Raw genomic sequence first — 22,503 nt, 5'->3', positions numbered from 1 at the left:
CCTGCCGCAGCGAAACCGCCATGTCTTTCGATTCGACCCATCTGCCCTGTTCGATTTTACTGCTGGCCGGTGGCCGTGGCCAACGCATGGGCGGCCAGGACAAAGGCTTGCTGCCATGGCACGGCCAACCGCTGATCGCCCATTTGCAGCGCCTGACCCGGCCGCTGACAGATGACCTGATTATCTCGTGCAACCGCAACCATGACCTGTACGCGCCGTATGCCGACCAATTGGTGAGTGACGACAGCCCGGACTTCCCCGGCCCGCTGGCTGGCATCCGCGCGGGACTTGCCGCCGCGCATCACGCGCATCTGCTTATATTGCCGTGCGATGTACCGAACATCGACGTAGGACTGCTCAACGACCTGCGTGAGACTGCACGCCAAAACCCGCTGTTGCCCGTGATGGTGCGCCACGGCAACTTCTGGGAACCGTTGATTTGCATCATTCCAACCCACCTGCAAAACCAGGTAGAACAGGCGTGGGAAGCCGGTGAGCGGAGCCCACGCAACATCCTCGTGCAACTCGGCGGCGTGGCCCAGGAATATGCGGCAAATGACCCGAGGTTGGCCAACCTGAATACGCCCGAGCTATTGCACACAGGCTTCGGCGTGTCAGAATGAACCTCGCTTAAGGAACTTTGTCGGCGCCGCGCGCGTCACAGGGTCAGTAATTTAAAAGAATTCTCTCGGAGACAAACTCATGACTCAACGGACCATCGCCGCTCTCATGCTTGCACTGGGCCTCGCTACCCTTGCCGGTTGCGCCTCGCCTACAGTGATTACCCTGAATGACGGTCGCGAAATCCAGGCCGTCGACACGCCTAAATACGACAAGGCTTCGGGCTTCTACGAGTTCCAACAGCTTGACGGCAAGCAAACCCGTATCAACAAAGATCAGGTTCGCACCGTTAAAGACCTGTAAGTCTTAGCGTTTGCCCACAAGGCCCGCCTCGCGCGGGCCTTGTCATGTCTGGCGGTTACCAGTCGAGGGTAATGCGGCTGCGAAAGTCGCGCTGCTCACCGCTGACCGGGTCGATAAAACGCACGCCTTGGGCCAACAGCTTGAGCGGGTTGGCGTAGTCGTCCTCGGCATCCTTGACCACGTCGGGGTAGAACGGATCATTGCAAATGCTCGCCCCAAGCGCGCTCATGTGCACCCGCAATTGATGCTTCTTGCCGGTCACGGGAAACAGGCCGTAGCGCCACCTGTCGCCATTTTTTTCGCGCACGTCCACGGCGGTTTCAGTATTGCTGGCGCCTGGCCCTTCCTGCATGCGAAAGAACGGTTGGCCTTCCACCAGACGGCTTTTGTGCACTCTGGGGAAGGTCAGCTCAGGCAAGGCAGGGGCGATGGCTTCGTAGAATTTGTCGATGCGCCGCGTGGGAAACAGCTGTTGATACGCCGAACGGCTTTGCGGGTTGGCGGAAAACAGCACCAACCCGGCGGTATGCCGATCGATGCGATGCAGCGGCACCAGCGAGGGGTTGCCGAGGCGCCGAATCAGGCGGCGCAGCAGGGTCTGTTCGACGTATTCACCCGCCGGTGTCACCGGCAAAAAGTGCGGTTTGTCGGCTACCACCAAGTGCTCGTCGGCGTACAGAATGGTTTCCTCAACCGGTATCACTTTCTCGTTCGGCACTTCACGAAAGTAGTAAATGCACAGGCCTTCTTTGTAGGCCAAGTGCTGGCTGATCGGCTGGCCATTGCTGTCGAGTACACGGCCACGGGCGATGCGGTCCAGCCAGTGTTCGCGGCTGATGGCCTGGAAATGCTCGCACAGGCAATCCAGTACCGTCGCCCAAGGGCCAGGGGGCAAATACAACGTGCTGGCTTGGTGCTCGGACGCACAAAAACCGGAAGTGGACATGAACATGCTCAACGCCTGGGAAACAGGCGAGCATTATCGCGCATGGCGCGCGATTGAGCCTAGGGCGGATCTCAGGCCTTGACCAATTCGGCGCGCAGGATCGGCGAAGCGCTGGCCGCCTCGGTGAATTCCTTGAGCCAGCGCAGCACGTCCACCGCTTCCCAGCGGCCCGGGTCATACAGCGCGTATAACAAGCCCTGATAACCCACCACGTCTAACTGCTTGTGGTAACCGGCGCGCTGGAACAACGCTTCGATCTCGGCGAAGCAGGTATTAAAATGCACCTTGTTAAAAGGCGTCTTGCCTTCCGTGACCAGGCCGTCGAGGCGCAGCTCGTTCACCGCGCCGCGCACGACCTCGGCGGACATGCGATTGACGCTGCTTTTCAGTTGTTCAACATTCACCACGGGGCTTCCCTCTATCCAGTCACTGTACAAACATACAGTAACTTAATATTTGAAAACCCGCTATCGGATAAAGCCTAACGAAGGAAGGCAACCACCTGTTCAGTGTCGAACGGCCAATCCAGTTCCTCCCCTGTGTCGACCCGGCGCAGCACCGGAATCCGCAGGCCGTAGGCCTCGGTGAGATCGTCGGGATCGGCAATATCCACCAACTCCACCAACAGCCCGTGTTCGACGAGCGGCATGATTTCGGCTTCGGCAATTTCACAAAGGTGGCAACCCAGGGTGCCGAACAACTGGCATTCAGGAAGCATGACGAATCGGCCTGATCAGAAAGTAGGCCATTATTCTATGCCCGCACTATCAACTGTGGCGAGCAAGCCCGCTTGCCACAAAAAGCCCACCTGCCACAGTGGGCCTGCTCGCCGATCAATCCTGGCTGACCGCGCCGATCTTGTGAATCGACAGGTCTGCGCCGTAATACTCTTGTTCCTGGCTCAAGCGCAGCCCGCAGACGCGTTTGATCACGCCGTACACCAATAGCCCGCCAACCAGTGCCACGGCTACGCCGAGCGCGGTGCCGAGCAACTGGCTGATCAGGCTCACGCCGCCCAAACCGCCAAGGGCCGTCTGGCCGAAGAGACCGCAGGCGATACCGCCCCACACGCCGCACAAACCGTGCAGCGGCCACACACCCAGCACATCATCGATCTTCCAGCGGTCCTGCGCGGCAATGAAGAACCCCACAAACAAGGCACCCGCGACGGCGCCGGTAACGAGAGCGCCCACCGGGTGCATCAAGTCGGAACCGGCGCAGATCGCCACCAGCCCGGCCAGCGGGCCGTTGTGCAGGAAGCCTGGGTCATTACGGCCGATCACCAAGGCAGCGACGGTGCCACCGACCATGGCCATCAGCGAGTTCACCGCCACCAGCCCGCTGACGCCATTCAGGGTTTGCGCACTCATCACGTTAAAGCCGAACCAGCCGACGATCAGAATCCACGAGCCCAGCGCCAAAAACGGAATGCTCGACGGCGCAAAGGCCACCAGCCGTCCCTCGCGGTATCGGCCGTTGCGTGGCCCCAGCAACAACACCGCCGCCAACGCGAGCCAGCCGCCCATGGCGTGGACCACCACGGAACCTGCGAAGTCATGAAAGCTGGCGCCGAAGGTCGCGAGCAGCCAAGCCTGCACGCCGAAATTGCCGTTCCACACCATGCCTTCAAAAAACGGATAGATAAACGCTACGATCAACGCCGTGGCACACAGCTGTGGGGCGAACTTCGCACGCTCGGCAATCCCGCCGGAAATAATCGCCGGGATCGCCGCTGCAAACGTCAGCAAGAAGAAGAACTTGACCAACCCGTAGCCATGATCGGCGCTGATGACCGCCGCCGGTTGCATGAAGCTGACGCCGTAGGAGATCCAATAGCCTATAAAGAAATAGGCCAGTGTGGAAATGGCGAAGTCGCTGAGGATTTTCGACAGTGCGTTGACCTGGTTTTTTTGCCGCACGGTGCCGACTTCAAGAAACGCGAAGCCTGCGTGCATGGCCAGTACCATGACCGCACCGATCAGGATAAACAGGGTATTGGAGCTGTGGACGAGTGTGTCCACCGCGCTTTGCAAATTTTCCATGGAGGTTGGCAGGCCTGGATTTAAGGCAAAAAGCACCAAAGCGGTTCAAGCCAGTATTTCGCGCACTAAATTGGCACCACCGGTCCCACCCGTCTTGGAGGGCGTGAACCGCTTTAGCGCAGCGATCGACTTAACAGGCTCTTGCCGACAGGGTTTTTCCGCGAGTTTTACGTATTTAGGGTAAGGTTTTTCAAGGCATTGCCTCGGGCCGCCCGGATTCGGCGCAGGCCCTCGGCGCGCGCACCATGGCAAAGCAAAAGCTGTACCAAACAATTGCAGTGAACCTTCACCGATACCGGTGACTCGAAACCACATTCACAGATCAGCCAATCACGGAGATAACCATGGCCAGAAGAACTGCAAAGACCGCTCAAGAAATATTGATGGCGGATTTTCAAACCTTGGTCAGCGACACCGAAAAGTTGTTGGATGACACCGCCGTACTGGCCGGTGATCAGGCCGATGAGCTGCGCACCAAGATCCACGACAGCCTGCTCAAAGCCCGCGAAACCCTGCAACTGACCGAAGACTCTCTGCGTGAGCGCGGTCAGGCGGCAGTCACCGCTACCGAAGATTACGTGCAAGCCAACCCTTGGCAGTCGGTCGGCATTGCCGCTGGCGTGGGCTTCCTGATCGGCCTGCTGGCTACAAGGCGCTAAATTATGGCTATCGGCGAATCCGGCTCGTCCACGGGCACACAGTCTTCAGGCAGTGGCTCTACCTCCCGACGCTTGGGCGCGGCCGTATTGGGCCTGCTGCACAGCCACGTCGAATTGTTTGGCATCGAACTGCAGGAACAGAAAGCTCGCACCGTCAGCCTGCTATTGTTTGCAGGCCTGGCGCTGGTGTTTGCGCTGCTGTTGCTGGTGGGGCTGTCGACACTGGTGATGATTCTGGTGTGGGACACCGGCTATCGTCTGACCGGGATCATCTGCCTCTGCGTGTTCTATACCCTCGCCGCCGCTTTTTGTGGTGTGCGCTTGAAAGCGGCCGTGTTCGATGAGTCCACGCCCTTCCACGCCACCCTTGAAGAGCTGGCCAATGATCGGGAGCGCCTGCTGCCATGAGCATCACTGAAGTCCCACATACCAACTCCCGACGGGAAATGCGCAAGGCGTTGATTCGCCTGCGCATGGAAATGCACCGCCAGGAAATCCGCCACGAGTCGCACCAATTGATGCTGCCCCTGCACAAGGTGCGCAACATGGGCAGCAATTGGCAGGACAGCCTGGGCATCAAACACGCGCCGCTTTGGGGCGTGGCAGCGGTGACGCTGATGGGCTTTTTCACCGGCAAGGGCGCCAAGGGCGGCAGTCTCGGCAAAGTCACGGGCTTGGTGCGGCTGGGTGCCGGTTTGATCCCGCTGATCAAGTTGGCCATGCAGGGCGCTTCGCGTAAAGGTTGAACCCGCGCTGGCTGCATTCTTGCAAACAGAATCGGCCCGGCCCTCGTTATTGAGGGCCGGGCCTTTTTTTCGCCAGCTCAATAAGGAGGCCCTGTGATTGACGGGCAACCGCTCGCCTGTTTCCAGCCGTTCATTGACACCGCCACCGGGCGCATAGCCGGCGTAGAAGCCCTCGGCCGCTTGCGCCAGGCAGATGGCCGCTTGCAGTCTGTAGGCCCGCTGTTTGCCGACCCGCGCACGCCGGGCGCGCCCCTGCGCCGCCTCGACCGGCAGATCCGTGACGATGCCTTGAGTCGCCTGCATGAAGCGCCCGACGACTGGTTTCTCAGCCTGAACATCTCGCCTCGCTGGATCAACCGCCTGCGCCCCGGCCAAGCCTTGCCGAGCCTTAAGCAGCTACACGCGCATGGCGTCGACCCGAGGCGCATTGTGTTCGAGATCACCGAGTTGGGCGGTGACATTCAGCGCCTGGCCACGGTGGTGGCGCGCTATCGCGAGGCCGGCGCACGTATCGCCATCGATGATTTTGGCGCTGGTTATTCCCAGCTCGATCGGGTGCTGGCATTGCAGCCGGACATTCTCAAGCTGGACATGCGCCTGTTTCAAGAGGCTGCAAAGGGCGGCCCGAGCAGTGACGTGGTGCGGGCCTTGGCGCAAATGGCGGAAAAAACCGGCTGCTGGATCATCGCCGAGGGCGTGGAAACCGAGACGCAGTTGAGCTTCGCCCTGGAATGCGGCGCGCGGTATGTGCAGGGCTACCTGTTCGCCCAGGCACAGCTTGATTGGTTTGCCGCCGATGCCTTCGTGGCGCGCTTTGCCCAATTGCGCACCGCGTACGTTCAGCAAAAACTGGCCGAGCGCGGGCGCGTCATGCTGTTACGCCGGCAACTGATCGAATTGATGAATATCCTGCAAACCTGGGCGCAGGGCCACGCGCCGCCCGATCAATTGCCGCGGTTGCCGGATTTCCCCTGGTTACTGCGCTTCTACCAATGCGACCGGCATGGCACCCAACTGACGCCCAATTTCGAATGGCGTCAGGACGCCTGGCAAAGCGACAACCGCTACTTGGGCCACAACTGGTCGTGGCGGCCGTACTTCTATCATCTGCTCGCCGAGGGTTGGGAGGAACGGCGCCTTATCCTCTCTTCGACCTATCGCGATGCCACCACCAATCAGTACTGCCTGACCGCAGGGCAATTCTTCGATAACGGTCAGCGTTTGCTGTTAATCGACATCGACGCGGCCGGCCTGTAGATTTTCGCTTGCTCAGCCAAGGCGGAACCGGGAAGCTGGGCGGTGTCATTCACCGCACGGAGAGTACCCGCCTTGGATTGGCCCACCCTGCTTACCCGCGAACGCCTCGGCAAGCCCCTGCACAGCCCGGAAGAACTTGGCCGTAGCCCCTTTCACAAAGACCACGACCGGATTATTTTCTCCGGCGCTTTCCGCCGCCTGGGCCGCAAGACCCAAGTGCACCCGGTGTCCAGCAACGATCATATCCATACCCGCCTGACCCACTCACTGGAAGTCAGTTGCGTCGGCCGCTCCCTCGGCATGCGCGTCGGCGAAACCCTGCGCAGCGCCCTGCCCGACTGGTGCGACCCGAGCGACTTGGGCATGGTGGTGCAATCGGCCTGCCTGGCCCACGACATCGGTAACCCGCCGTTCGGGCATTCCGGTGAAGACGCCATTCGCCACTGGTTCCAACAGGCCGCAGGCCGCGGTTGGCTGGATGATATGAGCAGTGCCGAGCGCAATGATTTCCTCAATTTCGAAGGCAATGCCCAAGGCTTTCGCGTGCTCACCCAGCTTGAGTACCACCAGTTCGATGGCGGCACGCGCCTGACCTACGCCACTTTGGGCACCTATCTGAAATACCCCTGGACCGCTCGCCACGCCGACGCACTGGGTTACAAGAAACACAAGTTCGGCTGCTACCAGAGCGAGCTGCCTATCCTCGAGCAGATCGCCCACAAACTCGGCCTGCCGCAGCTTGAAGAACAACGTTGGGCGCGTCACCCGCTGGTCTATCTGATGGAGGCGGCAGACGATATTTGCTACGCCTTGATCGACCTTGAAGACGGCCTGGAAATGGACCTGCTCGACTATGCCGAGGTCGAGTCACTGTTGCTCGACCTGGTGGGTGACGACCTGCCCCAGACTTATCGGCAACTGGGCGCGCAGGATTCGCGCCGGCGCAAGTTGGCAATCCTGCGCGGTAAAGCCATCGAGCACCTGACCAACGCGGCAGCCAGAGCATTTGTCGACCAGCAGGACGCCTTGCTCGCCGGCACACTACCGGGCGACTTGGTTGAACACATGCACGGCCCCGCCAAGCGTTGTGTATTGGATGCCAAGGACATGGCGCGTAAAAAAATCTTCCAGGACAAGCGCAAAACCCTGCACGAAATCGGCGCCTACACCACACTGGAAATCCTTTTGAACGCGTTTTGCGGTGCGGCCCTGGAGCAGCATGGCGGGCGCACGCCATCGTTCAAGAACCGGCGTATCCTGGACCTGCTGGGTAACAGCGCCCCCGACCCGGCCTGGCCGTTGCACGCCTCGTTCCTGCGCATGATCGACTTTATTGCCGGCATGACCGACAGCTACGCCACCGAGATGGCACGGGAGATGACCGGGCGCTCCAGCCCGCAGTAAAGACGCTGACCGCGCCGCCTGTTCCCCGTACAGAATTTGCCTACAACGGGAACAGAGCGGCCTGATCGAATTCGCCCCCCCATTCAAGGAATAATCACACACGCTTCTGGCGGACTTGGCGAGCAATTCCTACGTCCCACCCCATCGATGCTTGACTCACCCGTGTGCCTTCTATGCCCAGAACCGCCCTTCGAATCCTATTGGTGGAGGATCACCCCTTTCAGCTCCTGGCCACTCAGTGCCTGCTTAAAACCTTCGGCTTCGAGCAACTGACGCTCGCAGAAGATGCCGAGCAAGCCATCCGTTTGATGTCCGAAGCCACGCGCCCGTTCGACCTCATGCTGTGCGACCAATGTTTGCCTGATTTAGAAGGCCTGGAACTGGTCGAAATTGCCAGCCGACGGCACTTCATCATCAGCGCCATTCTACTGAGCGGGCTCCCTGCGGCGGAACTGTCCCACCTGACAGCCCAAGCCCTGCAACGCGACCTGCCGCTTTTGGGTTATTTATTGAAACCCCTGAATAGAGAAGAACTGGCAGCGTTAATGGCGCCATTACTTCATCTATAAATGTAGGACTTTAAACATCGCCCGCCTACGAAAAATTACCTAAGCACCACAGCTAAAGCCGTGGCTCCGTCAATGATTGTATTGATTCATGATTTGCCTACTTTTGACGTAACAAAGACTTTAGCTCTGGTAGGCAACTACCTTTTTTTATGTAGGAATTCTCCTGTTTTATAGCTACTCACCTCATGCCTCATGCTCTTGCCTCAGCTTCTGAGCTAATGTGCCCGCTTTACTTGCACTTGCATGGAATGTGATTATGAACACAGTTTTTATCATTGATGACCACCCCGTTATCAGGCTGGCGATTCGCATGTTATTGGAGCATGAAGGTTATAAAGTCGTCGGTGAAACGGACAATGGCTGCGATGCCATTCAGATGGTGCGTGAATGCCTGCCGGACTTGATTATCCTGGACATCAGTATCCCGAAACTTGACGGCCTCGAAGTGCTCTGCCGATTCAACGCCATGAACACATCGATGAAAACGCTGATCCTCACCGCCCAATGCCCAACGCTGTTCGCCACGCGTTGCATGCGCTCCGGCGCCGATGGCTATGTATGCAAGGAAGGTGACCTGAGCGAGCTGCTGAGTGCCATCCGTGCGGTACTCTCCGGCTATAACTACTTCCCCAGCCAGGCCTTGAATGCGACGGGGGCGGATGGCAAGAGCTCAGTAGAACTTGAACTGTTCAAAACGGTGAACGACCGAGAATTGATGGTTTTGCAACTTTTTGCACAAGGCCGTACCAATAAGGAAATCGCCAAAGGTATGTTCTTAAGTAACAAGACAGTCAGTACTTACAAAAAAAGGCTGATGCAAAAACTTAAAGCCAAATCGTTGGTAGAACTTATCGAGATGGCAAAACGAAACGCGCTAGTGTGAGAAAGCGGATGCCAAGGCGTATAAAGGACTATCTAATTATATTAATCGCCGGTGTGTGCTTCAGCGCCGCCGCGCCCGCAGCCACGCACGCCGACCCGGAACATTTCAGCTTGTTGAGCCGCGCGGGGGCCGTTCAATTGGAGACTCAACTGGACAAGGCCCAGCGCCACTGGTTGCGCAACAAGCGTGAACTGGTGCTGGGCACCGCGACACCTGACTACCCGCCCTTCGACCTGACCTCAAGCGGCCGCGACTATGAAGGCCTTACCGCAGATTACGCAGGGCTGTTGGCCAGCGCCCTGGGCTTGCCGGTCAAAGTGCTGCGCTACCCGTCGCGGACGGCGGCGATACAGGCCCTGGAGGCGGGCGATATCGACTTATTGGGCTCCTCCAACGGCTTTGAGGCTGCCAACCCGAACCTGATAATGTCGGTGCCGTACGCAGTTGACCAACCGGTTTTGGTAACGCGCGAGGGTGAAACGCGCAGCTTGAACAATGGCTTGGCAGGCCTGCGCTTGAGCCTGGTCTACCATTACCTGCCGCTGAGCGAAGTGAAAAAGCTGTACCCGCAGGCGAGCATCCGCACTTACCCCTCGTATCAAAACGCCTTGAACGCCGTGGCGTTCGACCAGGCGGATGTGTTTCTCGGCGATACCATTTCCACCCATTACATGATCAACAAGGGCTACCTGAAGAACATCCGCATGGCCAACTTCAGCAAACACGAAGCCTATGGCTTCAGCTTTGCGCTGCGCCACGACCAACACGTTCTTTTGAGCATTGTTGACTCGGTACTGGCTGCCGTCCCGCTCAATGCACGCGACAACATCGCCAAGCGCTGGAGCGCCGGCAGCGACATCTTGCTGACCGATAAAAAGCTGCAACTGAGCCCGCGCGAAGAGCGCTGGCTGAAAGACCACCCGGTGGTAAAAGTCGTTGTAAACGAGACCTTCGCGCCGGTGACGTTTTTCGATGCCGACGGCAATTTTCGCGGTATCACCGCAGACTTGCTGGAACTGATTCGCCTGCGTACCGGCTTGCGCTTCGAGATCCAGCGCAGTCGCGAAGTGAGTACGATGATCGACCAGGTCACCAGCGGTAAAGCCGATATTATTGGCGCCATCGTCCCAAGCGCTCAAAGGGAGGCTCAGCTGAACTTCAGTCGTCCCTATCTGGAAAACTCCTACGTTCTACTCACGCGCAAGGAGCCCAACGCACCGTCCAACCTGGAGCAAATGGCGGGCAAGCGCCTGGCAATCACCGAGGGCAGCCCTCTGGAAAAAAACCTGCGTCGGGATTTCCCGCTGATTAGCCTGGTGTACGTCAGTGATACCTTCAAGGCATCAGAACTGCTGGCTCAAGGGAGTGTTGAGGGGGCGGTGAATTCACTGGTGGTCGCCAACTACTCGCTGTCCTCGCAAATGTTCCAGGACAAACTGCAGATAAGCACCAGCATCGGCACACTGCCGGCCACGTTCGCGCTGGCGACGCCGCGCCGCTCGGTAGAACTGAGCTCAATTCTGGACAAGGCGCTGCTGAGCATTGCACCGGACGAAATGGGCGTGATCAACAGCCGCTGGCGCGGTTACACCGCCGCCTCCGACAGCTATTGGCGCAATTACCATCAGTTGATCGTGCAAATCGTCATCGGCACCGGGCTGTTGCTGATGATCTCGCTGACCTGGAACGCCTACATGCGCCGCCAGATCAAGCACCGAAAAATGGCCGAGCGCGCCCTTAACGATCAATTCGAGTTCATGCGCGCACTGGTCAATGAAACGCCGCACCCGATTTATGTGCGCGACCGCCAGGGCTTGCTGCAAACCTGTAATGACAGCTACCTGCAAGTATTCGAGGTCAAACGCGAAGAGGTGGTGGGCAAAAGCGCGCTCCAGATGAACATGGACCTGGATGCGGAGGCGGCGCGCTACCATGCCGACTACCAGCGGGTAGTGGCGGAAGGTACCCCGTTGATCCTTGATCGCACCCTGCATATTCAAGGCAAAAAACTGACGATCTACCATTGGATTCTTCCCTATCGCGACTCGGATGGTGAAGTTCAGGGCATCATCGGTGGCTGGATCGACGTCAGTGAACGGCGCCAATTGCTCGAAGAGCTGCGCACTGCCAAGGAGCTTGCCGATGAGGCGAACCGGGCCAAAAGCACGTTCCTCGCAACGATGAGCCATGAGATCCGTACGCCGATGAACGCGGTGATCGGCATGCTGGAACTGACCCTCAAGCGCGCCGACCAGGGCCATCTAGATCGCCCCGCCATTGAGGTGGCCTACAATTCGGCCAAGGACCTGCTGGAGTTGATCGGCGACATTCTTGATATTGCGCGCATCGAGTCCGGCCGCCTGAGCCTGTCACCGGAACGCGTGAATCTGCGCGAAGTGATCGAGTCGGTGGTGCGCGTCTTTGACGGCCTGGCCCGCCAGAAAACCCTCAGTCTGGTGCTCCAGTTCAACCCCGACCTCGAAGACACCGCCGTGCTGATCGACCCATTGCGCTTCAAGCAGGTGCTGTCCAACCTGATCAGCAACGCGATTAAATTCACCGAGCGTGGCGAAGTGAAGATCAAGGTGCATGTGCAACCCACCGAACTGCCGCAAGAGCTGCAGATGAAGCTGGTGGTTGAAGACACGGGCATCGGCATCAGCCGGGACGACCAATTGCGGCTGTTCGAACCTTTTGCCCAGGCCGACAACTCCGGGCATTTGGCCAGGAGCGGCGCGGGCCTGGGGCTGGTGATCTGTCGCAGCCTGTGCGAGATGATGGGGGGCCAGCTCAGCCTGAGCAGCGTGCCCTTGGTCGGCACCCAAGTGCATGTCAGCCTGAAGATGACTCGCCTGCAACCGATCGAGGCGGTGGACGAACTCACGTCGCAGGTGCCCGCTGCGGCGGCAGTGCTTAACGTGCTGGTGGTAGACGACCACCCGGCGAATCGCCTGCTGATGTGCCAGCAATTGGGGTATCTGGGGCATCAGTTCACCGCCGCTCAACACGGCGCTGCAGGGTTTCAGGCGTGGCGCCAGGAGCACTTCGACCTGGTCATAGCCGACTGCAACATGCCCGTCATGAATGGCTACGAGTTAAGCCGTTCGATCCGCGAATACGAGCAGCGAGAGCAACGGGCGCCCTGCGTGGTACTCGGTTTCACCGCCAATGCCCAACCCGAGGAGATCCATCGCTGCGCGCAGGCGGGCATGAATGACTGCCTGTTCAAACCCATCAGCCTCACGGCGCTGGAGCAGCAACTGGCGCAAATCAGGCCGCAAGCGGCGAGCCTGCGGTTAGACCTGGACTGCCTGGACGCATTGACCGGCGGCGACCCATTATTGAGCCGGCGCTTGCTGGAAGAACTACTGAGCAGCAGCCGTCATGACCGCGAGGACCTGATGGCCTTGCTGGCCCGACAGGCCCAGCCCCGCGAGATCATTGAGCAAGCCCACAAGATCAAGGGCGCCGCCCGCATCGTTCAGGCAACTTCACTGGCCGCGCAATGCGAAGCGCTCGAGCAAGCCTGCGCTCACAGCGATGATCGCGCGATGATCGAGGCCTGCATGCATTCTTTGGAAAAACTCATGCTGGAACTGGAGAGGACGCTGCAACTGCAACTCCACACGCTGGATAACCAGTAACACCGGCCAGCCCTCTGCGCACTGATCAGCAGTCGGTCAAGCGCAGAAAAATCGCTACCAACTGTTCGATACCCGCCTGGTCCTGAAGGCTGAAACGGGCCAGGGACGGGCTGTCCAAATCGAGCACGCCGATCAACACGCCCGCCTTGACCAGCGGCACCACCAGTTCGCTGTTAGAGGCGCTGTCACAGGCGATATGGCCGGGGAACGCGTGAACATCTTCCACCCGTTGGGTTTGCCGGGACGCCGCAGCAGCCCCGCACACGCCGCGACCGAACGGAATACGCACGCAGGCGATCTGGCCCTGGAACGGCCCAAGCACCAGTTCTTCGTTGCGATTGAGGTAGAAGCCGGCCCAGTTCAGGTCATCCAGCTGGTTAAACAAAAACGCCGAGAACTGCGCACTGTTAGCAATAAAGTCACGCTCGTCGGCGAGCAGTGATTCCAACTGCGCGCAGAGCATGGCATAGCCATCCAGGCCAGTGCCGGCTTGTTGCAAATCAATCATGGTTGACGCTCCAACAATTTTAAACCCACCCAGTAACGGGCGAACTGATACGCGCAACGGCCGTTGCGGTTGCCACGCCCGGTGGCCCAGCGTACCGCCAGAATGTCGAGGGCTTCATCACGCTGCCACTGCAAACCGGCCTTGCTTGCCAGCTCGCCGATCCAGTGCTCGACCACCTCCAAAAAGTGTTCCTGGCTGAACGGGTAGAACGACAGCCACAGGCCAAAGCGGTCGGACAACGCTATCTTGTCTTCCACGGCCTCACTGGGATGCAGTTCGCCGTCCACGCGTTTCCAGTTATCGTTGTCGCTCTGATTTTCTGGCACCAGGTGACGACGGTTGGATGTGGCATACAGCAACACGTTTTCCGGCGCTTGCTCCAGCGAGCCGTCGAGCACGCTCTTGAGTACGCGGTAATCGCCCTCGCCTGCCTCAAACGACAGGTCGTCGCAGAACAGGATGAAACGCTGCGGCAGCTTGAGCAGTTGCTCGACCACGCGCGGCAAGTCAGCCAGGTGGTCGCGCTCGATTTCAATCAGGCGCAAACCGGCGTTGGCATGCTGGGCCAGCAAAGCGCGCACCATCGACGATTTGCCGGTGCCGCGTGAGCCCCACAGCAACGCATGGTTGGCGGGCAGCCCGTCGAGAAATTGCCGGGTATTACGTGCCAGTTGTTCACGTTGTTTGTCTATGCCGATCAGGTCGGACAAGCGCATGTCGAGGCTGACTTCCAGCGGCAATAAAAAGCCACTGCGGCCTTCGCGCTGCCAACGGGCGGCCAGGCACTGGTGCCAGTCGATGGCCTGGCGCGGTGCCGGTAACAGCGGTTCCAGGCGAGCAAGTACCGCATCGGCCCGCTCCAGAAAGGCGTTCAATCGAGAATCCACGATTATTCCTCTGGCAAGTTCTTGCAAAAGATGGCGTATTGGCAACCCTGTGGCAGACCGTCAGACGCTGCGTAAAAACGATTTATACCGGCCAAGCCAGAGCGTGTAGATGTTCAGCTATGCTTGCCGGGCGAAGGGAAACGTGAAGTGGTTCAACAACCGATGGATATAAAATTCGCCCACCGCTTGTCTTATAAACAAGCGAAATTAGCCGTGCTCGCCGGTTTCGCCTTGGGAACCTTGCTCAGTCTGATCCAAATCGGCATTGATTATGCCAGCGAAGACGCCTCGATCAACCGTGAAATACGTTCACTGATCGAAATCAGCCACAACCCTGCCTCACGTATTGCGTACAACATTGATGCCGAACTTGCCCAAGAGCTGACCCTTGGCCTGCTGCACTCGCCAGCGATCACCCACGCGCAATTGATCGACAACAATGGCGTGGTGCTGGCCGACGTCAATCGGCCGCGCAAGGAAAGCACGTACCGGCCCATCAGCGACTTTCTGTTTGGCGCCAACCGCCAGTTTGAAGACCGCCTGTTTCTCAGCCACATGCCCAACGACTCCCTCGGCATGCTGCGCCTGGACGTCGACACCTACGCCTTCGGCAGCCGTTTCCTGCACCGCGCCGAGATCACCCTGCTCAATGGTTTTGCCCGTAGCCTGCTGCTGACGGGCATCTTGCTGGGCCTGTTTTACGTGATGCTGACGCAACCACTGGTGCGCATTATTCGCGCGCTGAGCACCCGCGAGCAGGCCCGCCTGGATTGCCCGCCGGGGCATGAAAATGACGAAATCGGCGTGCTGGTGAACGTTGCCAACCAGCAATTCGACACCATGCAGACCGAAATTCAACAACGGCGTCACGCCGAGGACCGCCTCACCGAATACTTGGGCCAACTGGAAAATATCGTCTCTGCGCGCACACTTGAGCTCAAGGCCAGCAACCAGCGCTTGAGCCAATCGAACGACGAACTGGAGGCGGCAAAGTTGACCGCCGTGTCGATGGCACAGGCCAGGGCGGCGTTCCTGGCCAATATGAGCCACGAGATCCGCACGCCGCTGAATGGCTTGCTGGGGATGATCGCGTTGTCACTCGACAGCACGCTGAACGCCGAACAACGCCAGCAACTGTCGATTGCCCACGACTCGGGCAAGGTCCTGGTGGAATTGCTCAACGATATTCTCGACCTGTCGAAGTTCGATGCCGGCCAATTGGAGCTGGAGCATATCCCGTTCGATCTGGGCTCCTTGGTCGAAGACACCGCCAACCTGCTGTCACAGAACGCGGCGCCCAGCGTCGAGTTGACCTGCCTGATTGACCCACTGTTTCCGGCCCAAGTGGTTGGCGACCCGACGCGAGTGCGGCAGATCGTCAGCAACCTGCTCTCCAACGCCTTGAAGTTCACCCGCTTCGGCCGCGTCGACGTGCGCCTGCGCGCCCACGAGGGCCGGGTGATAATCGAGGTCTGTGACACGGGTATCGGCATTGCCCTGGAGGCTCAGGTAAAGATATTCCAACCTTTTACGCAGGCGGGCGCGGGCATCACTCGCCAGTTTGGTGGCACGGGGTTAGGGCTCGCGTTAACTCACAACCTGTGTGAAGCGATGAAGGGCCGCTTGAGTATCAGCTCGGAGGTCGGTTTTGGCAGCCAGTTCAGTGCCGACCTGCCGCTGCCCATGCACCTGCCGGCGGCCCGAATGACGCCCCTGGCGGGTGACGTTATCGTCATCACCAGCGGCCGCAATGGCCTGACCGAGCTGCTCACGACGCTGCTGCCCCACTGGGGGCTGACACCGCGCTGCTATTCACAGGACGACGACTTGAGCGGCCAAACGCCCGACCTGCTGATCACCGATTGCCCGGAGTGCTTGTTCCGCCTGCGCCCGGCGATCAACGCGCCGATCCTGCTGGTCACCGCTTATGGCAACTTCATGCCCGGCGAAGAAGTCGCGGCCCTGGCGCCGTTACAGCAACAGGCCCGCCCGTTGAGCCGCAACGCGTTGTACCAGATTCTGCAGCGCAACCTGCGCAGCGACGCACAACTGATCCTTGATGCAGCCCAAAGCGAAGCCGCGCCGCTCGCGCATCAGGCGCGCATCCTGCTGGTGGAGGACAACCCGGTCAATCAACTGGTGGCCAAGGGCATGCTGAGCAAGCTCGGCTGCGAAGTGATCGTCGCCGCACATGGCGGCGAAGCACTCAAGTTCCTTGAGGAACAGCGTTTTGACATGGTGTTGATGGACTGCAATATGCCGGTGATGGACGGCTACGAGGCCAGCCGGCAGATCCGCCGCAGCGGGCGGTGGCCGGACCTGCCCATCGTCGCGCTAACCGCCAACGCGCTGTCGGAGGAACGCGAGCGTTGCCGGGCGGCGGGCATGGATGACTACCTGGCCAAGCCGTTTCGTCGCGAGGAACTCAAGGGGCTGCTGGACCTGTGGGTGCCGAAGACGACCAGCCACTGATCTGCGCCAGCCACGGGGCCAGGCGCTGGAGCCGCGTGCATCGCTCATTTGAGCAGGGCTTCAATCTCCGTCGTCAGGTCCTGGGGTTTGGTGGTCGGCGCAAAGCGCTTGACCACGTTGCCGTCGCGACCGATCAAGAACTTGGTGAAGTTCCACTTGATGCCTTTGGACCCAAGTAACCCCGGCGCCTGCTTTTTCAACTGCACAAACAGTGGATGGGCAGCGCTGCCATTCACGTCGACCTTCTTGAACAGCGGGAAGCTGACACCAAAATTAAGCTCGCAGAACTCGGAAATTGCGGCTTCGTTACCCGGTTCCTGCTTGCCGAACTGGTTGCAGGGAAAACCCAGCACCACCAAACCCTGGTCTTTGTACTGCTGCCAGAGTTGTTCCAGCCCTTTGTATTGCGGGGTGAAGCCACATTTGCTGGCGGTATTGACGACCAAAATGGCCTTGCCGGCGAAATCAGCCAAGGTCTTTTGCTCACCCTTGAGGGTGGTGCAGGGAATGCGCAGCAATGTGTCACTCATGGCAGTGCCTCGACGGTTGGGAAAGGACGAAAAAATAGTGCGCAATTTAATTGCGCACAATTTAATTGATGGGGCTTATACCTCGTCATACAGCGCCCCGCGCACCCTGCGCGGGGCACTCAGGGCTTAACGCGGCACCAGGTCCAGGCACACCGAGTTGATGCAATACCGCAAGCCGGTCGGCGGCGGGCCATCCGGGAACACATGCCCCAGGTGCGCATCGCATTTAGCGCAGGTCACTTCGGTGCGGATCATGCCGTGGCTGACGTCACGGATCTCGATCATCGCGCTGTCGGCAATCGGCGCATAGAAGCTGGGCCAGCCGCAGCCCGAGTCAAACTTGGTGGCCGAATCGAACAACGCCTCGTTACAGCAAATGCAGTGGTACACGCCGTCGGTCTTGGTGGCGTTGTACTTGCCGGAAAACGGCCGCTCGGTGCCTTTGAGGCGGCACACATTGTATTGTTCGGGGTCGAGCATCGCTTTCCATTCATCAATGGTTTTCTGCAGCTTTTCCATCGGTACACCTCGGCAACTGAAAAAGCCTGATCTGTGTCTTTTCCATGGATCAGGCGGCACGTATGATTGCGCCTCTTCAAAACGCCAGTCTGGCACCCGCGCTATCGGCATTCAAACGCATTTTTGGGTGCAGGCCTCGCAGGATTCGCAGTACGGTAGTGTCCACGCCGTCTGGATCGTTCATTTTCAGGATCACATCGCCATGCAGGTCAGCAAATCGAACAAGCTCGCCAACGTCTGCTACGACATTCGCGGCCCAGTGCTCAAGCACGCCAAGCGCCTGGAAGAGGAAGGCCATCGCATCCTCAAGCTGAACATTGGCAACCCCGCGCCCTTTGGTTTCGAAGCACCGGACGAAATCCTCCAGGACGTGATCCGCAACCTGCCGACCGCCCAAGGCTACAGCGACTCCAAAGGCCTGTTCAGCGCGCGTAAGGCGGTGATGCAGTACTACCAGCAAAAACAGGTTGAAGGTGTCGGCATCGAAGACATCTACCTCGGCAATGGGGTGTCCGAGCTGATCGTGATGTCCATGCAGGCCTTGCTCAACAACGGCGACGAAGTGCTGGTGCCGGCACCGGACTACCCATTGTGGACCGCCGCCGTGACCCTGGCCGGCGGCCACCCGGTGCACTACCTGTGCGACGAAGGCGCCGACTGGTTCCCGGACCTGGCCGACATCAAGGCCAAGATCACCCCGAACACCAAGGCCCTGGTGATCATCAACCCGAACAACCCCACCGGCGCCGTGTACTCCAAAGAGGTGCTGCTGGGCATGCTTGAACTGGCGCGCCAGCACAACCTGGTGGTGTTCTCCGACGAGATCTACGACAAGATCCTCTACGATGATGCCGTGCATATCTGCACCGGTTCCCTGGCCCCGGACCTGCTGTGCCTGACCTTCAATGGCTTGTCCAAATCCTACCGCGTGGCGGGTTTCCGCTCCGGCTGGATAGCCATCTCCGGCCCCAAGCACAATGCCCAAAGCTACATCGAAGGCATCGATATGCTGGCCAACATGCGCCTGTGCGCCAACGTGCCAAGCCAACACGCGATCCAGACCGCGCTCGGCGGCTACCAGAGCATCAACGACCTGGTACTGCCGCAGGGCCGCCTGCTGGAACAGCGTAACCGCACGTGGGAATTGCTCAACGCAATCCCCGGCGTCAGTTGCGTGAAGCCCATGGGCGCGCTGTATGCGTTCCCGAGGATCGACCCGAAAGTCTGCCCGATCTTCAACGACGAGAAGTTCGTGCTCGACCTGCTGCTGTCGGAAAAACTGTTGGTGGTACAGGGAACGGCGTTCAACTGGCCGTGGCCGGATCACTTCCGTGTGGTCACGTTGCCGCGCGTGGATGACCTGGACATGGCTATCGGTCGCATCGGCAACTTCCTCAAGTCCTATCGTCAGTAACGAAAATGGCGCTGTACGACCGAGTTTCGGTCGTACAGCGATTATCTGGCAACACTTCTCTGCCCTGCCCCTCCGTTCACCTATCGCGGCACACTACGGAGCGGCCCGCCCCTTTAGTTACGGGACGCCACGGCAACAATCGGCTGATCACGGCCAGCGTTGCGGATCGGAAAATTCCCTCAAGCCTCTACATTTTTGCTGTAGGACACAGTTTGAAATAGTCGCTCGGTTGAATCACCCCATGCCGCACCTTATATACCCCGCAGTACGCGACATATTAAGCATGAGGAGAACTCTACAACCATGATGCGCATCCTGCTGTTCTTGGCCACTAACCTGGCGGTCGTGCTGATTGCCAGCATCACCCTGAGCCTTTTCGGCTTCAACGGGTTCATGGCGGCCAACGGGGTCGATCTGAACCTTAACCAGTTGCTGGTCTTCTGTGCAGTCTTTGGTTTTGCCGGTTCACTGTTCTCGCTGTTCATCTCCAAGTGGATGGCGAAGATGAGCACCAGCACCCAGGTGATCACCCAGCCTCGCACCCGCCATGAGCAATGGCTGCTGCAGACCGTGGAGCAGTTGTCCCGCGAAGCCGGAATCAAGATGCCCGAGGTCGGGATCTTCCCGGCCTATGAAGCCAACGCCTTTGCCACCGGCTGGAACAAAAACGACGCGCTCGTCGCGGTCAGCCAGGGCATGCTGGAACGCTTCTCGTATGACGAAGTGAAGGCGGTATTGGCTCACGAAATCGGCCACGTGGCCAACGGCGACATGGTCACGTTGGCGCTGGTGCAAGGCGTGGTGAACACCTTCGTGATGTTCTTCGCGCGCATCATCGGCAACTTCGTCGACAAGGTCATCTTCAAAAACGAAGGCGGCCGCGGCATTGCCTACTTCGCAGCGACCATCTTCGCCGAAGTGGTACTCGGCTTCCTGGCCAGCGCAATCACCATGTGGTTCTCGCGCAAACGCGAGTTCCGCGCAGACGAAGCCGGTGCCCGCCTGGCCGGTACCGGCGCGATGATTGCAGCGCTGCAACACTTGCGCTCCGAACAGGGCCTGCCGGTGCACATGCCCGACAGCCTGACGGCGTTTGGCATTAACGGGGGTATCAAGCAGGGCTTTGCGCGTATGTTCATGAGCCACCCACCGCTGGAAGAGCGAATCGACGCGCTGCGCCGTCGGGGCTGATAGCTGGGTAGTCATACTCGAAGGGGCGATCTGATCGCCCCTTTTTTGTGGCATTTTTTAATTTAACGGGACGCTTCCAGATCAAGATCAAAAGCAGGCGGCCCAAAAAGCGACCCAATCCCTCAAACCGAACTCGGTCAACTGTGGGAGCGGGCTTGCTCGCGATTGCGGTGTATCAGATAAATATTTTTCAACTGACACACTGCAATTGCGAGCAAGCCCGCTCCCACAGAAAGCAAAAAAAAGCAGATCTGCTGTGTAATCCAAACCCGCTTTTGATCTGCTTTAACCACTCAGGCCGCAGTGCTCTGGATCTTGGGAGCGCCTGGTGAGCCGGTAGACCCGCTCTTCCAGACGGGTCACGCCGTCCTGCACAAACTTCCAGCTTTCGCCCAAAATGTCCTGCTCCTGCGCCACCCGCACAGCCCAGTTCGCCCCCAGCAAGACCGTCACCTCTTCATCACTCACCGCAAAGGGAGGCCCGGCCTTTTGCGTCTGGTCGTAATCGAGCGTGATCAACAGCCCCTCACAACCCGGCCCCAGCAGCGTATTAAGATGCTCGGCATAGTGCACGCGCATCAACGGCGGCAACGCAATCAACGCTGCGCGGTCGTAGAGCGCGGTGCAATCGGCCACCGCATCGGCGCCCAAAGCAAAAAAGTCACCGCACCACACCTCGACCAAACCCGCCTGGTACACCTTGAACACACCCCGCTGGCTGACCCTCGGCACAAGCCCCTGCTCACTGAAAAACGCATCAACCGCCTGCTCCGACAGCTCAACACCCAGCACGCGATGCCCGGCACTGGCCAGCCAGATTAAATCCAGGCTCTTGCCACACAACGGCACCAGCACCTTCGCTCCAGCGGCCAGGCCCAGCGTCGGCCAATGCCGCTGCAGATAGGGATTGACCTGTGGCAAATGGAAGCCGATCTGATTACGCGCCCAGCGCTCCCGCCAAAACTCAGAATCCATAAACCCTCCTGAAAAATCGATCACTACAGGCTAAAACTTATATTAGATTTAGATCAATGATCTGATTGAAGATGGGCTCATGTTAACGCTCAGGACCCCACTTATGCTCCCCAGCCTGTTTATCTCCCACGGCTCGCCCATGCTTGCCTTGCAACCCGGTGCCAGCGGCCCCGCGCTGCGGCGTCTGGCCGCCGAACTGCCGCAGCCCAAGGCGATTGTGGTGGTGTCGGCGCACTGGGAGAGCCACGAGTTATTGGTCAGCGGCAGCGCCGCCCCGGAAACCTGGCACGATTTCGGCGGTTTTTCCCGTGAACTGTTCGCCGTGCAATACCCGGCGCCAGGCGACCCGCCGTTGGCGAACGAGATTGTGCAGTTGCTCAACGCCGATGGCTTGACTGCGCGCATTGATAATCGTCGCCCGTTCGACCACGGCACTTGGGTGCCGCTGTCGCTGATGTATCCGGCTGCGAATATCCCTGTGGTTCAAGTGTCGTTGCCCAGCCACATGGGCCCTGCCCTGCAGACACGCGTGGGCCAGGCGCTGACCAGTCTGCGCGAGCATGGCGTGCTGTTGATCGGCTCCGGCAGCATCACGCATAACCTCGGTGAGCTGGACTGGCAGGCCGGCCCTGAGAGCATCGAGCCGTGGGCACGCGATTTTCGCGATTGGGTGGTGGCCAAACTCGCCGCCAACGATGAGACGGCCTTGCACGACTACCGCCGCCAGGCGCCGCATGCCGTACGCAACCATCCGAGCGATGAGCACTTGTTGCCGCTGTATTTTGCACGCGGTGCTGGTGGTGACTTCAGCGTGGCGCACCAAGGGTTCACCCTGGGCGCGCTGGGCATGGACATCTATCGCTTTGGCTGACGCAGGCCACACACAGTGGAATGGGTTCTGATCAGGCAAAAAAAATCCCCGAACCAGTCGGG

Annotated in this window: 23 protein-coding genes; 14 read left to right on the top strand and 9 right to left on the bottom strand. The window is 59.3% G+C overall.

Annotated features, from left to right (window positions below; genetic code table 11):
* Positions 1-20: 20 nt before the first annotated feature.
* Positions 21-623 carry a molybdenum cofactor guanylyltransferase MobA gene (mobA, locus tag F0169_RS18610; protein ID WP_152747293.1) on the top strand — a complete coding sequence of 201 codons (603 nt, stop codon included), beginning with the start codon at positions 21-23 and terminating at the stop codon, positions 621-623.
* A 79-nt stretch (positions 624-702) separates the two neighbouring features.
* A complete protein-coding gene (locus F0169_RS18605) occupies positions 703-924 on the top strand; it encodes a YgdI/YgdR family lipoprotein (RefSeq protein ID WP_058411760.1) in 222 nt (73 codons plus the stop codon).
* 55 nt (positions 925-979) lie between these two features.
* On the opposite strand, the gene F0169_RS18600 is transcribed toward F0169_RS18605, so the two are convergent.
* The 4 genes from F0169_RS18600 to F0169_RS18585 form a co-directional block, all read right to left on the bottom strand.
* Positions 980-1,870 carry a pseudouridine synthase gene (locus F0169_RS18600; protein WP_152747320.1) on the bottom strand — a complete coding sequence of 297 codons (891 nt, stop codon included), beginning with the start codon at positions 1,868-1,870 and terminating at the stop codon, positions 980-982.
* A 71-nt stretch (positions 1,871-1,941) separates the two neighbouring features.
* Positions 1,942-2,277 (bottom strand): transcriptional regulator, encoded by a 336-nt coding sequence (locus F0169_RS18595; RefSeq protein WP_122252049.1) that lies wholly within the window; start codon positions 2,275-2,277, stop codon positions 1,942-1,944.
* 74 nt (positions 2,278-2,351) lie between these two features.
* Positions 2,352-2,588: a glutaredoxin family protein gene (locus tag F0169_RS18590; RefSeq protein WP_152747292.1), complete on the bottom strand. Its 237-nt coding sequence runs from the start codon at positions 2,586-2,588 to the stop codon at positions 2,352-2,354.
* A 115-nt stretch (positions 2,589-2,703) separates the two neighbouring features.
* Positions 2,704-3,912, bottom strand: coding sequence for an ammonium transporter (locus F0169_RS18585; protein WP_152747291.1), 1,209 nt, complete (start codon positions 3,910-3,912; stop codon positions 2,704-2,706).
* A 344-nt stretch (positions 3,913-4,256) separates the two neighbouring features.
* On the opposite strand from F0169_RS18585, the gene F0169_RS18575 reads away from it, so the two are divergent.
* From F0169_RS18575 to F0169_RS18540, 8 genes are all read left to right on the top strand, one after another.
* Complete coding sequence (locus F0169_RS18575) at positions 4,257-4,571, top strand: ElaB/YgaM/YqjD family protein (RefSeq protein ID WP_058411763.1); 315 nt, start codon at positions 4,257-4,259, stop codon at positions 4,569-4,571.
* Positions 4,572-4,574: 3 nt separating this feature from the next.
* Positions 4,575-4,979: a phage holin family protein gene (locus tag F0169_RS18570; RefSeq protein ID WP_058411764.1), complete on the top strand. Its 405-nt coding sequence runs from the start codon at positions 4,575-4,577 to the stop codon at positions 4,977-4,979.
* Entirely contained in the window at positions 4,976-5,317 is a 342-nt protein-coding gene (locus tag F0169_RS18565; protein WP_122252047.1) for a hypothetical protein, read from the top strand. Before F0169_RS18570 ends, F0169_RS18565 begins: the two co-directional genes overlap by 4 nt.
* Before the next feature lie 93 nt (positions 5,318-5,410).
* Positions 5,411-6,574 carry an EAL domain-containing protein gene (locus F0169_RS18560; RefSeq protein WP_172979478.1) on the top strand — a complete coding sequence of 388 codons (1,164 nt, stop codon included), beginning with the start codon at positions 5,411-5,413 and terminating at the stop codon, positions 6,572-6,574.
* Between the two features lie 72 nt (positions 6,575-6,646).
* Positions 6,647-7,978: a deoxyguanosinetriphosphate triphosphohydrolase gene (locus tag F0169_RS18555; RefSeq protein ID WP_099238989.1), complete on the top strand. Its 1,332-nt coding sequence runs from the start codon at positions 6,647-6,649 to the stop codon at positions 7,976-7,978.
* 173 nt (positions 7,979-8,151) lie between these two features.
* The gene (locus tag F0169_RS18550) at positions 8,152-8,547 is read left to right on the top strand and encodes a response regulator (RefSeq protein WP_152747289.1); all 396 of its coding nucleotides are present in this window, start codon (positions 8,152-8,154) and stop codon (positions 8,545-8,547) included.
* Positions 8,548-8,803: 256 nt separating this feature from the next.
* The gene (locus F0169_RS18545; protein ID WP_058411769.1) at positions 8,804-9,430 is read left to right on the top strand and encodes a response regulator transcription factor; all 627 of its coding nucleotides are present in this window, start codon (positions 8,804-8,806) and stop codon (positions 9,428-9,430) included.
* An 8-nt stretch (positions 9,431-9,438) separates the two neighbouring features.
* A complete protein-coding gene (locus F0169_RS18540) occupies positions 9,439-13,074 on the top strand; it encodes a transporter substrate-binding domain-containing protein (RefSeq protein ID WP_152747288.1) in 3,636 nt (1,211 codons plus the stop codon).
* A gap of 25 nt (positions 13,075-13,099) precedes the next feature.
* Here F0169_RS18540 and F0169_RS18535 read toward each other — a convergent pair whose 3' ends face one another.
* Together F0169_RS18535 and F0169_RS18530 are read right to left on the bottom strand one after the other, a co-directional pair.
* Complete coding sequence (locus F0169_RS18535) at positions 13,100-13,582, bottom strand: GAF domain-containing protein (protein WP_099238983.1); 483 nt, start codon at positions 13,580-13,582, stop codon at positions 13,100-13,102.
* The gene (locus F0169_RS18530; protein ID WP_058411772.1) at positions 13,579-14,469 is read right to left on the bottom strand and encodes an ATP-binding protein; all 891 of its coding nucleotides are present in this window, start codon (positions 14,467-14,469) and stop codon (positions 13,579-13,581) included. The genes F0169_RS18535 and F0169_RS18530 overlap by 4 nt, the downstream gene beginning before the upstream one ends.
* A 162-nt stretch (positions 14,470-14,631) precedes the next feature.
* Between F0169_RS18530 and F0169_RS18525 the strand changes: the two genes are divergently transcribed.
* Positions 14,632-16,941 (top strand): hybrid sensor histidine kinase/response regulator, encoded by a 2,310-nt coding sequence (locus F0169_RS18525; RefSeq protein WP_058411773.1) that lies wholly within the window; start codon positions 14,632-14,634, stop codon positions 16,939-16,941.
* A 44-nt stretch (positions 16,942-16,985) separates the two neighbouring features.
* Here the strand turns inward: F0169_RS18525 and F0169_RS18520 are convergent, their stop codons facing one another.
* On the bottom strand, positions 16,986-17,471 hold the full coding sequence (locus F0169_RS18520) for a glutathione peroxidase (protein ID WP_058411774.1): 486 nt from the start codon (positions 17,469-17,471) through the stop codon (positions 16,986-16,988).
* Positions 17,472-17,597: 126 nt separating this feature from the next.
* Complete coding sequence (gene msrB, locus F0169_RS18515; protein WP_058411775.1) at positions 17,598-17,990, bottom strand: peptide-methionine (R)-S-oxide reductase MsrB; 393 nt, start codon at positions 17,988-17,990, stop codon at positions 17,598-17,600.
* Positions 17,991-18,192: 202 nt separating this feature from the next.
* On the opposite strand from msrB, the gene F0169_RS18510 reads away from it, so the two are divergent.
* Positions 18,193-19,404, top strand: a complete 1,212-nt coding sequence (locus F0169_RS18510) for a pyridoxal phosphate-dependent aminotransferase (protein WP_058411776.1) — start codon at positions 18,193-18,195, stop codon at positions 19,402-19,404.
* Between the two features lie 303 nt (positions 19,405-19,707).
* A complete protein-coding gene (gene htpX, locus F0169_RS18505) occupies positions 19,708-20,595 on the top strand; it encodes a protease HtpX (RefSeq protein WP_058411777.1) in 888 nt (295 codons plus the stop codon).
* Between the two features lie 285 nt (positions 20,596-20,880).
* Here the strand turns inward: htpX and F0169_RS18500 are convergent, their stop codons facing one another.
* Entirely contained in the window at positions 20,881-21,570 is a 690-nt protein-coding gene (locus F0169_RS18500; RefSeq protein WP_152747286.1) for a thiopurine S-methyltransferase, read from the bottom strand.
* 103 nt (positions 21,571-21,673) lie between these two features.
* Between F0169_RS18500 and F0169_RS18495 the strand changes: the two genes are divergently transcribed.
* A complete protein-coding gene (locus F0169_RS18495; protein ID WP_152747285.1) occupies positions 21,674-22,441 on the top strand; it encodes a DODA-type extradiol aromatic ring-opening family dioxygenase in 768 nt (255 codons plus the stop codon).
* Positions 22,442-22,503 lie beyond the last annotated feature (62 nt).

The sequence above is a fragment of the Pseudomonas kitaguniensis genome (assembly GCF_009296165.1).
In the GTDB taxonomy this organism is placed as follows: Bacteria; Pseudomonadota; Gammaproteobacteria; order Pseudomonadales; family Pseudomonadaceae; genus Aquipseudomonas; species Aquipseudomonas kitaguniensis.
The sequence above is the reverse complement of the archived record's forward strand: the minus strand, read 5'-3'. Positions and strand labels throughout refer to the sequence as shown.

Coding starts and splice junctions, on each gene's coding strand:
- msrB (WP_058411775.1), bottom strand. CDS start 17,990: ATGGAAAAGCTGCAGAAAACCATTGATGAATGGAAAGCGATGCTCGAC.
- F0169_RS18520 (WP_058411774.1), bottom strand. CDS start 17,471: ATGAGTGACACATTGCTGCGCATTCCCTGCACCACCCTCAAGGGTGAG.
- F0169_RS18575 (WP_058411763.1), top strand. CDS start 4,257: ATGGCCAGAAGAACTGCAAAGACCGCTCAAGAAATATTGATGGCGGAT.
- F0169_RS18525 (WP_058411773.1), top strand. CDS start 14,632: ATGGATATAAAATTCGCCCACCGCTTGTCTTATAAACAAGCGAAATTA.
- F0169_RS18500 (WP_152747286.1), bottom strand. CDS start 21,570: ATGGATTCTGAGTTTTGGCGGGAGCGCTGGGCGCGTAATCAGATCGGC.
- F0169_RS18590 (WP_152747292.1), bottom strand. CDS start 2,588: ATGCTTCCTGAATGCCAGTTGTTCGGCACCCTGGGTTGCCACCTTTGT.
- F0169_RS18495 (WP_152747285.1), top strand. CDS start 21,674: ATGCTCCCCAGCCTGTTTATCTCCCACGGCTCGCCCATGCTTGCCTTG.
- htpX (WP_058411777.1), top strand. CDS start 19,708: ATGATGCGCATCCTGCTGTTCTTGGCCACTAACCTGGCGGTCGTGCTG.
- F0169_RS18535 (WP_099238983.1), bottom strand. CDS start 13,582: ATGATTGATTTGCAACAAGCCGGCACTGGCCTGGATGGCTATGCCATG.
- F0169_RS18545 (WP_058411769.1), top strand. CDS start 8,804: ATGAACACAGTTTTTATCATTGATGACCACCCCGTTATCAGGCTGGCG.
- F0169_RS18550 (WP_152747289.1), top strand. CDS start 8,152: ATGCCCAGAACCGCCCTTCGAATCCTATTGGTGGAGGATCACCCCTTT.
- F0169_RS18585 (WP_152747291.1), bottom strand. CDS start 3,912: ATGGAAAATTTGCAAAGCGCGGTGGACACACTCGTCCACAGCTCCAAT.
- F0169_RS18600 (WP_152747320.1), bottom strand. CDS start 1,870: ATGTCCACTTCCGGTTTTTGTGCGTCCGAGCACCAAGCCAGCACGTTG.
- F0169_RS18540 (WP_152747288.1), top strand. CDS start 9,439: ATGCCAAGGCGTATAAAGGACTATCTAATTATATTAATCGCCGGTGTG.
- F0169_RS18510 (WP_058411776.1), top strand. CDS start 18,193: ATGCAGGTCAGCAAATCGAACAAGCTCGCCAACGTCTGCTACGACATT.
- F0169_RS18605 (WP_058411760.1), top strand. CDS start 703: ATGACTCAACGGACCATCGCCGCTCTCATGCTTGCACTGGGCCTCGCT.
- mobA (WP_152747293.1), top strand. CDS start 21: ATGTCTTTCGATTCGACCCATCTGCCCTGTTCGATTTTACTGCTGGCC.
- F0169_RS18570 (WP_058411764.1), top strand. CDS start 4,575: ATGGCTATCGGCGAATCCGGCTCGTCCACGGGCACACAGTCTTCAGGC.
- F0169_RS18565 (WP_122252047.1), top strand. CDS start 4,976: ATGAGCATCACTGAAGTCCCACATACCAACTCCCGACGGGAAATGCGC.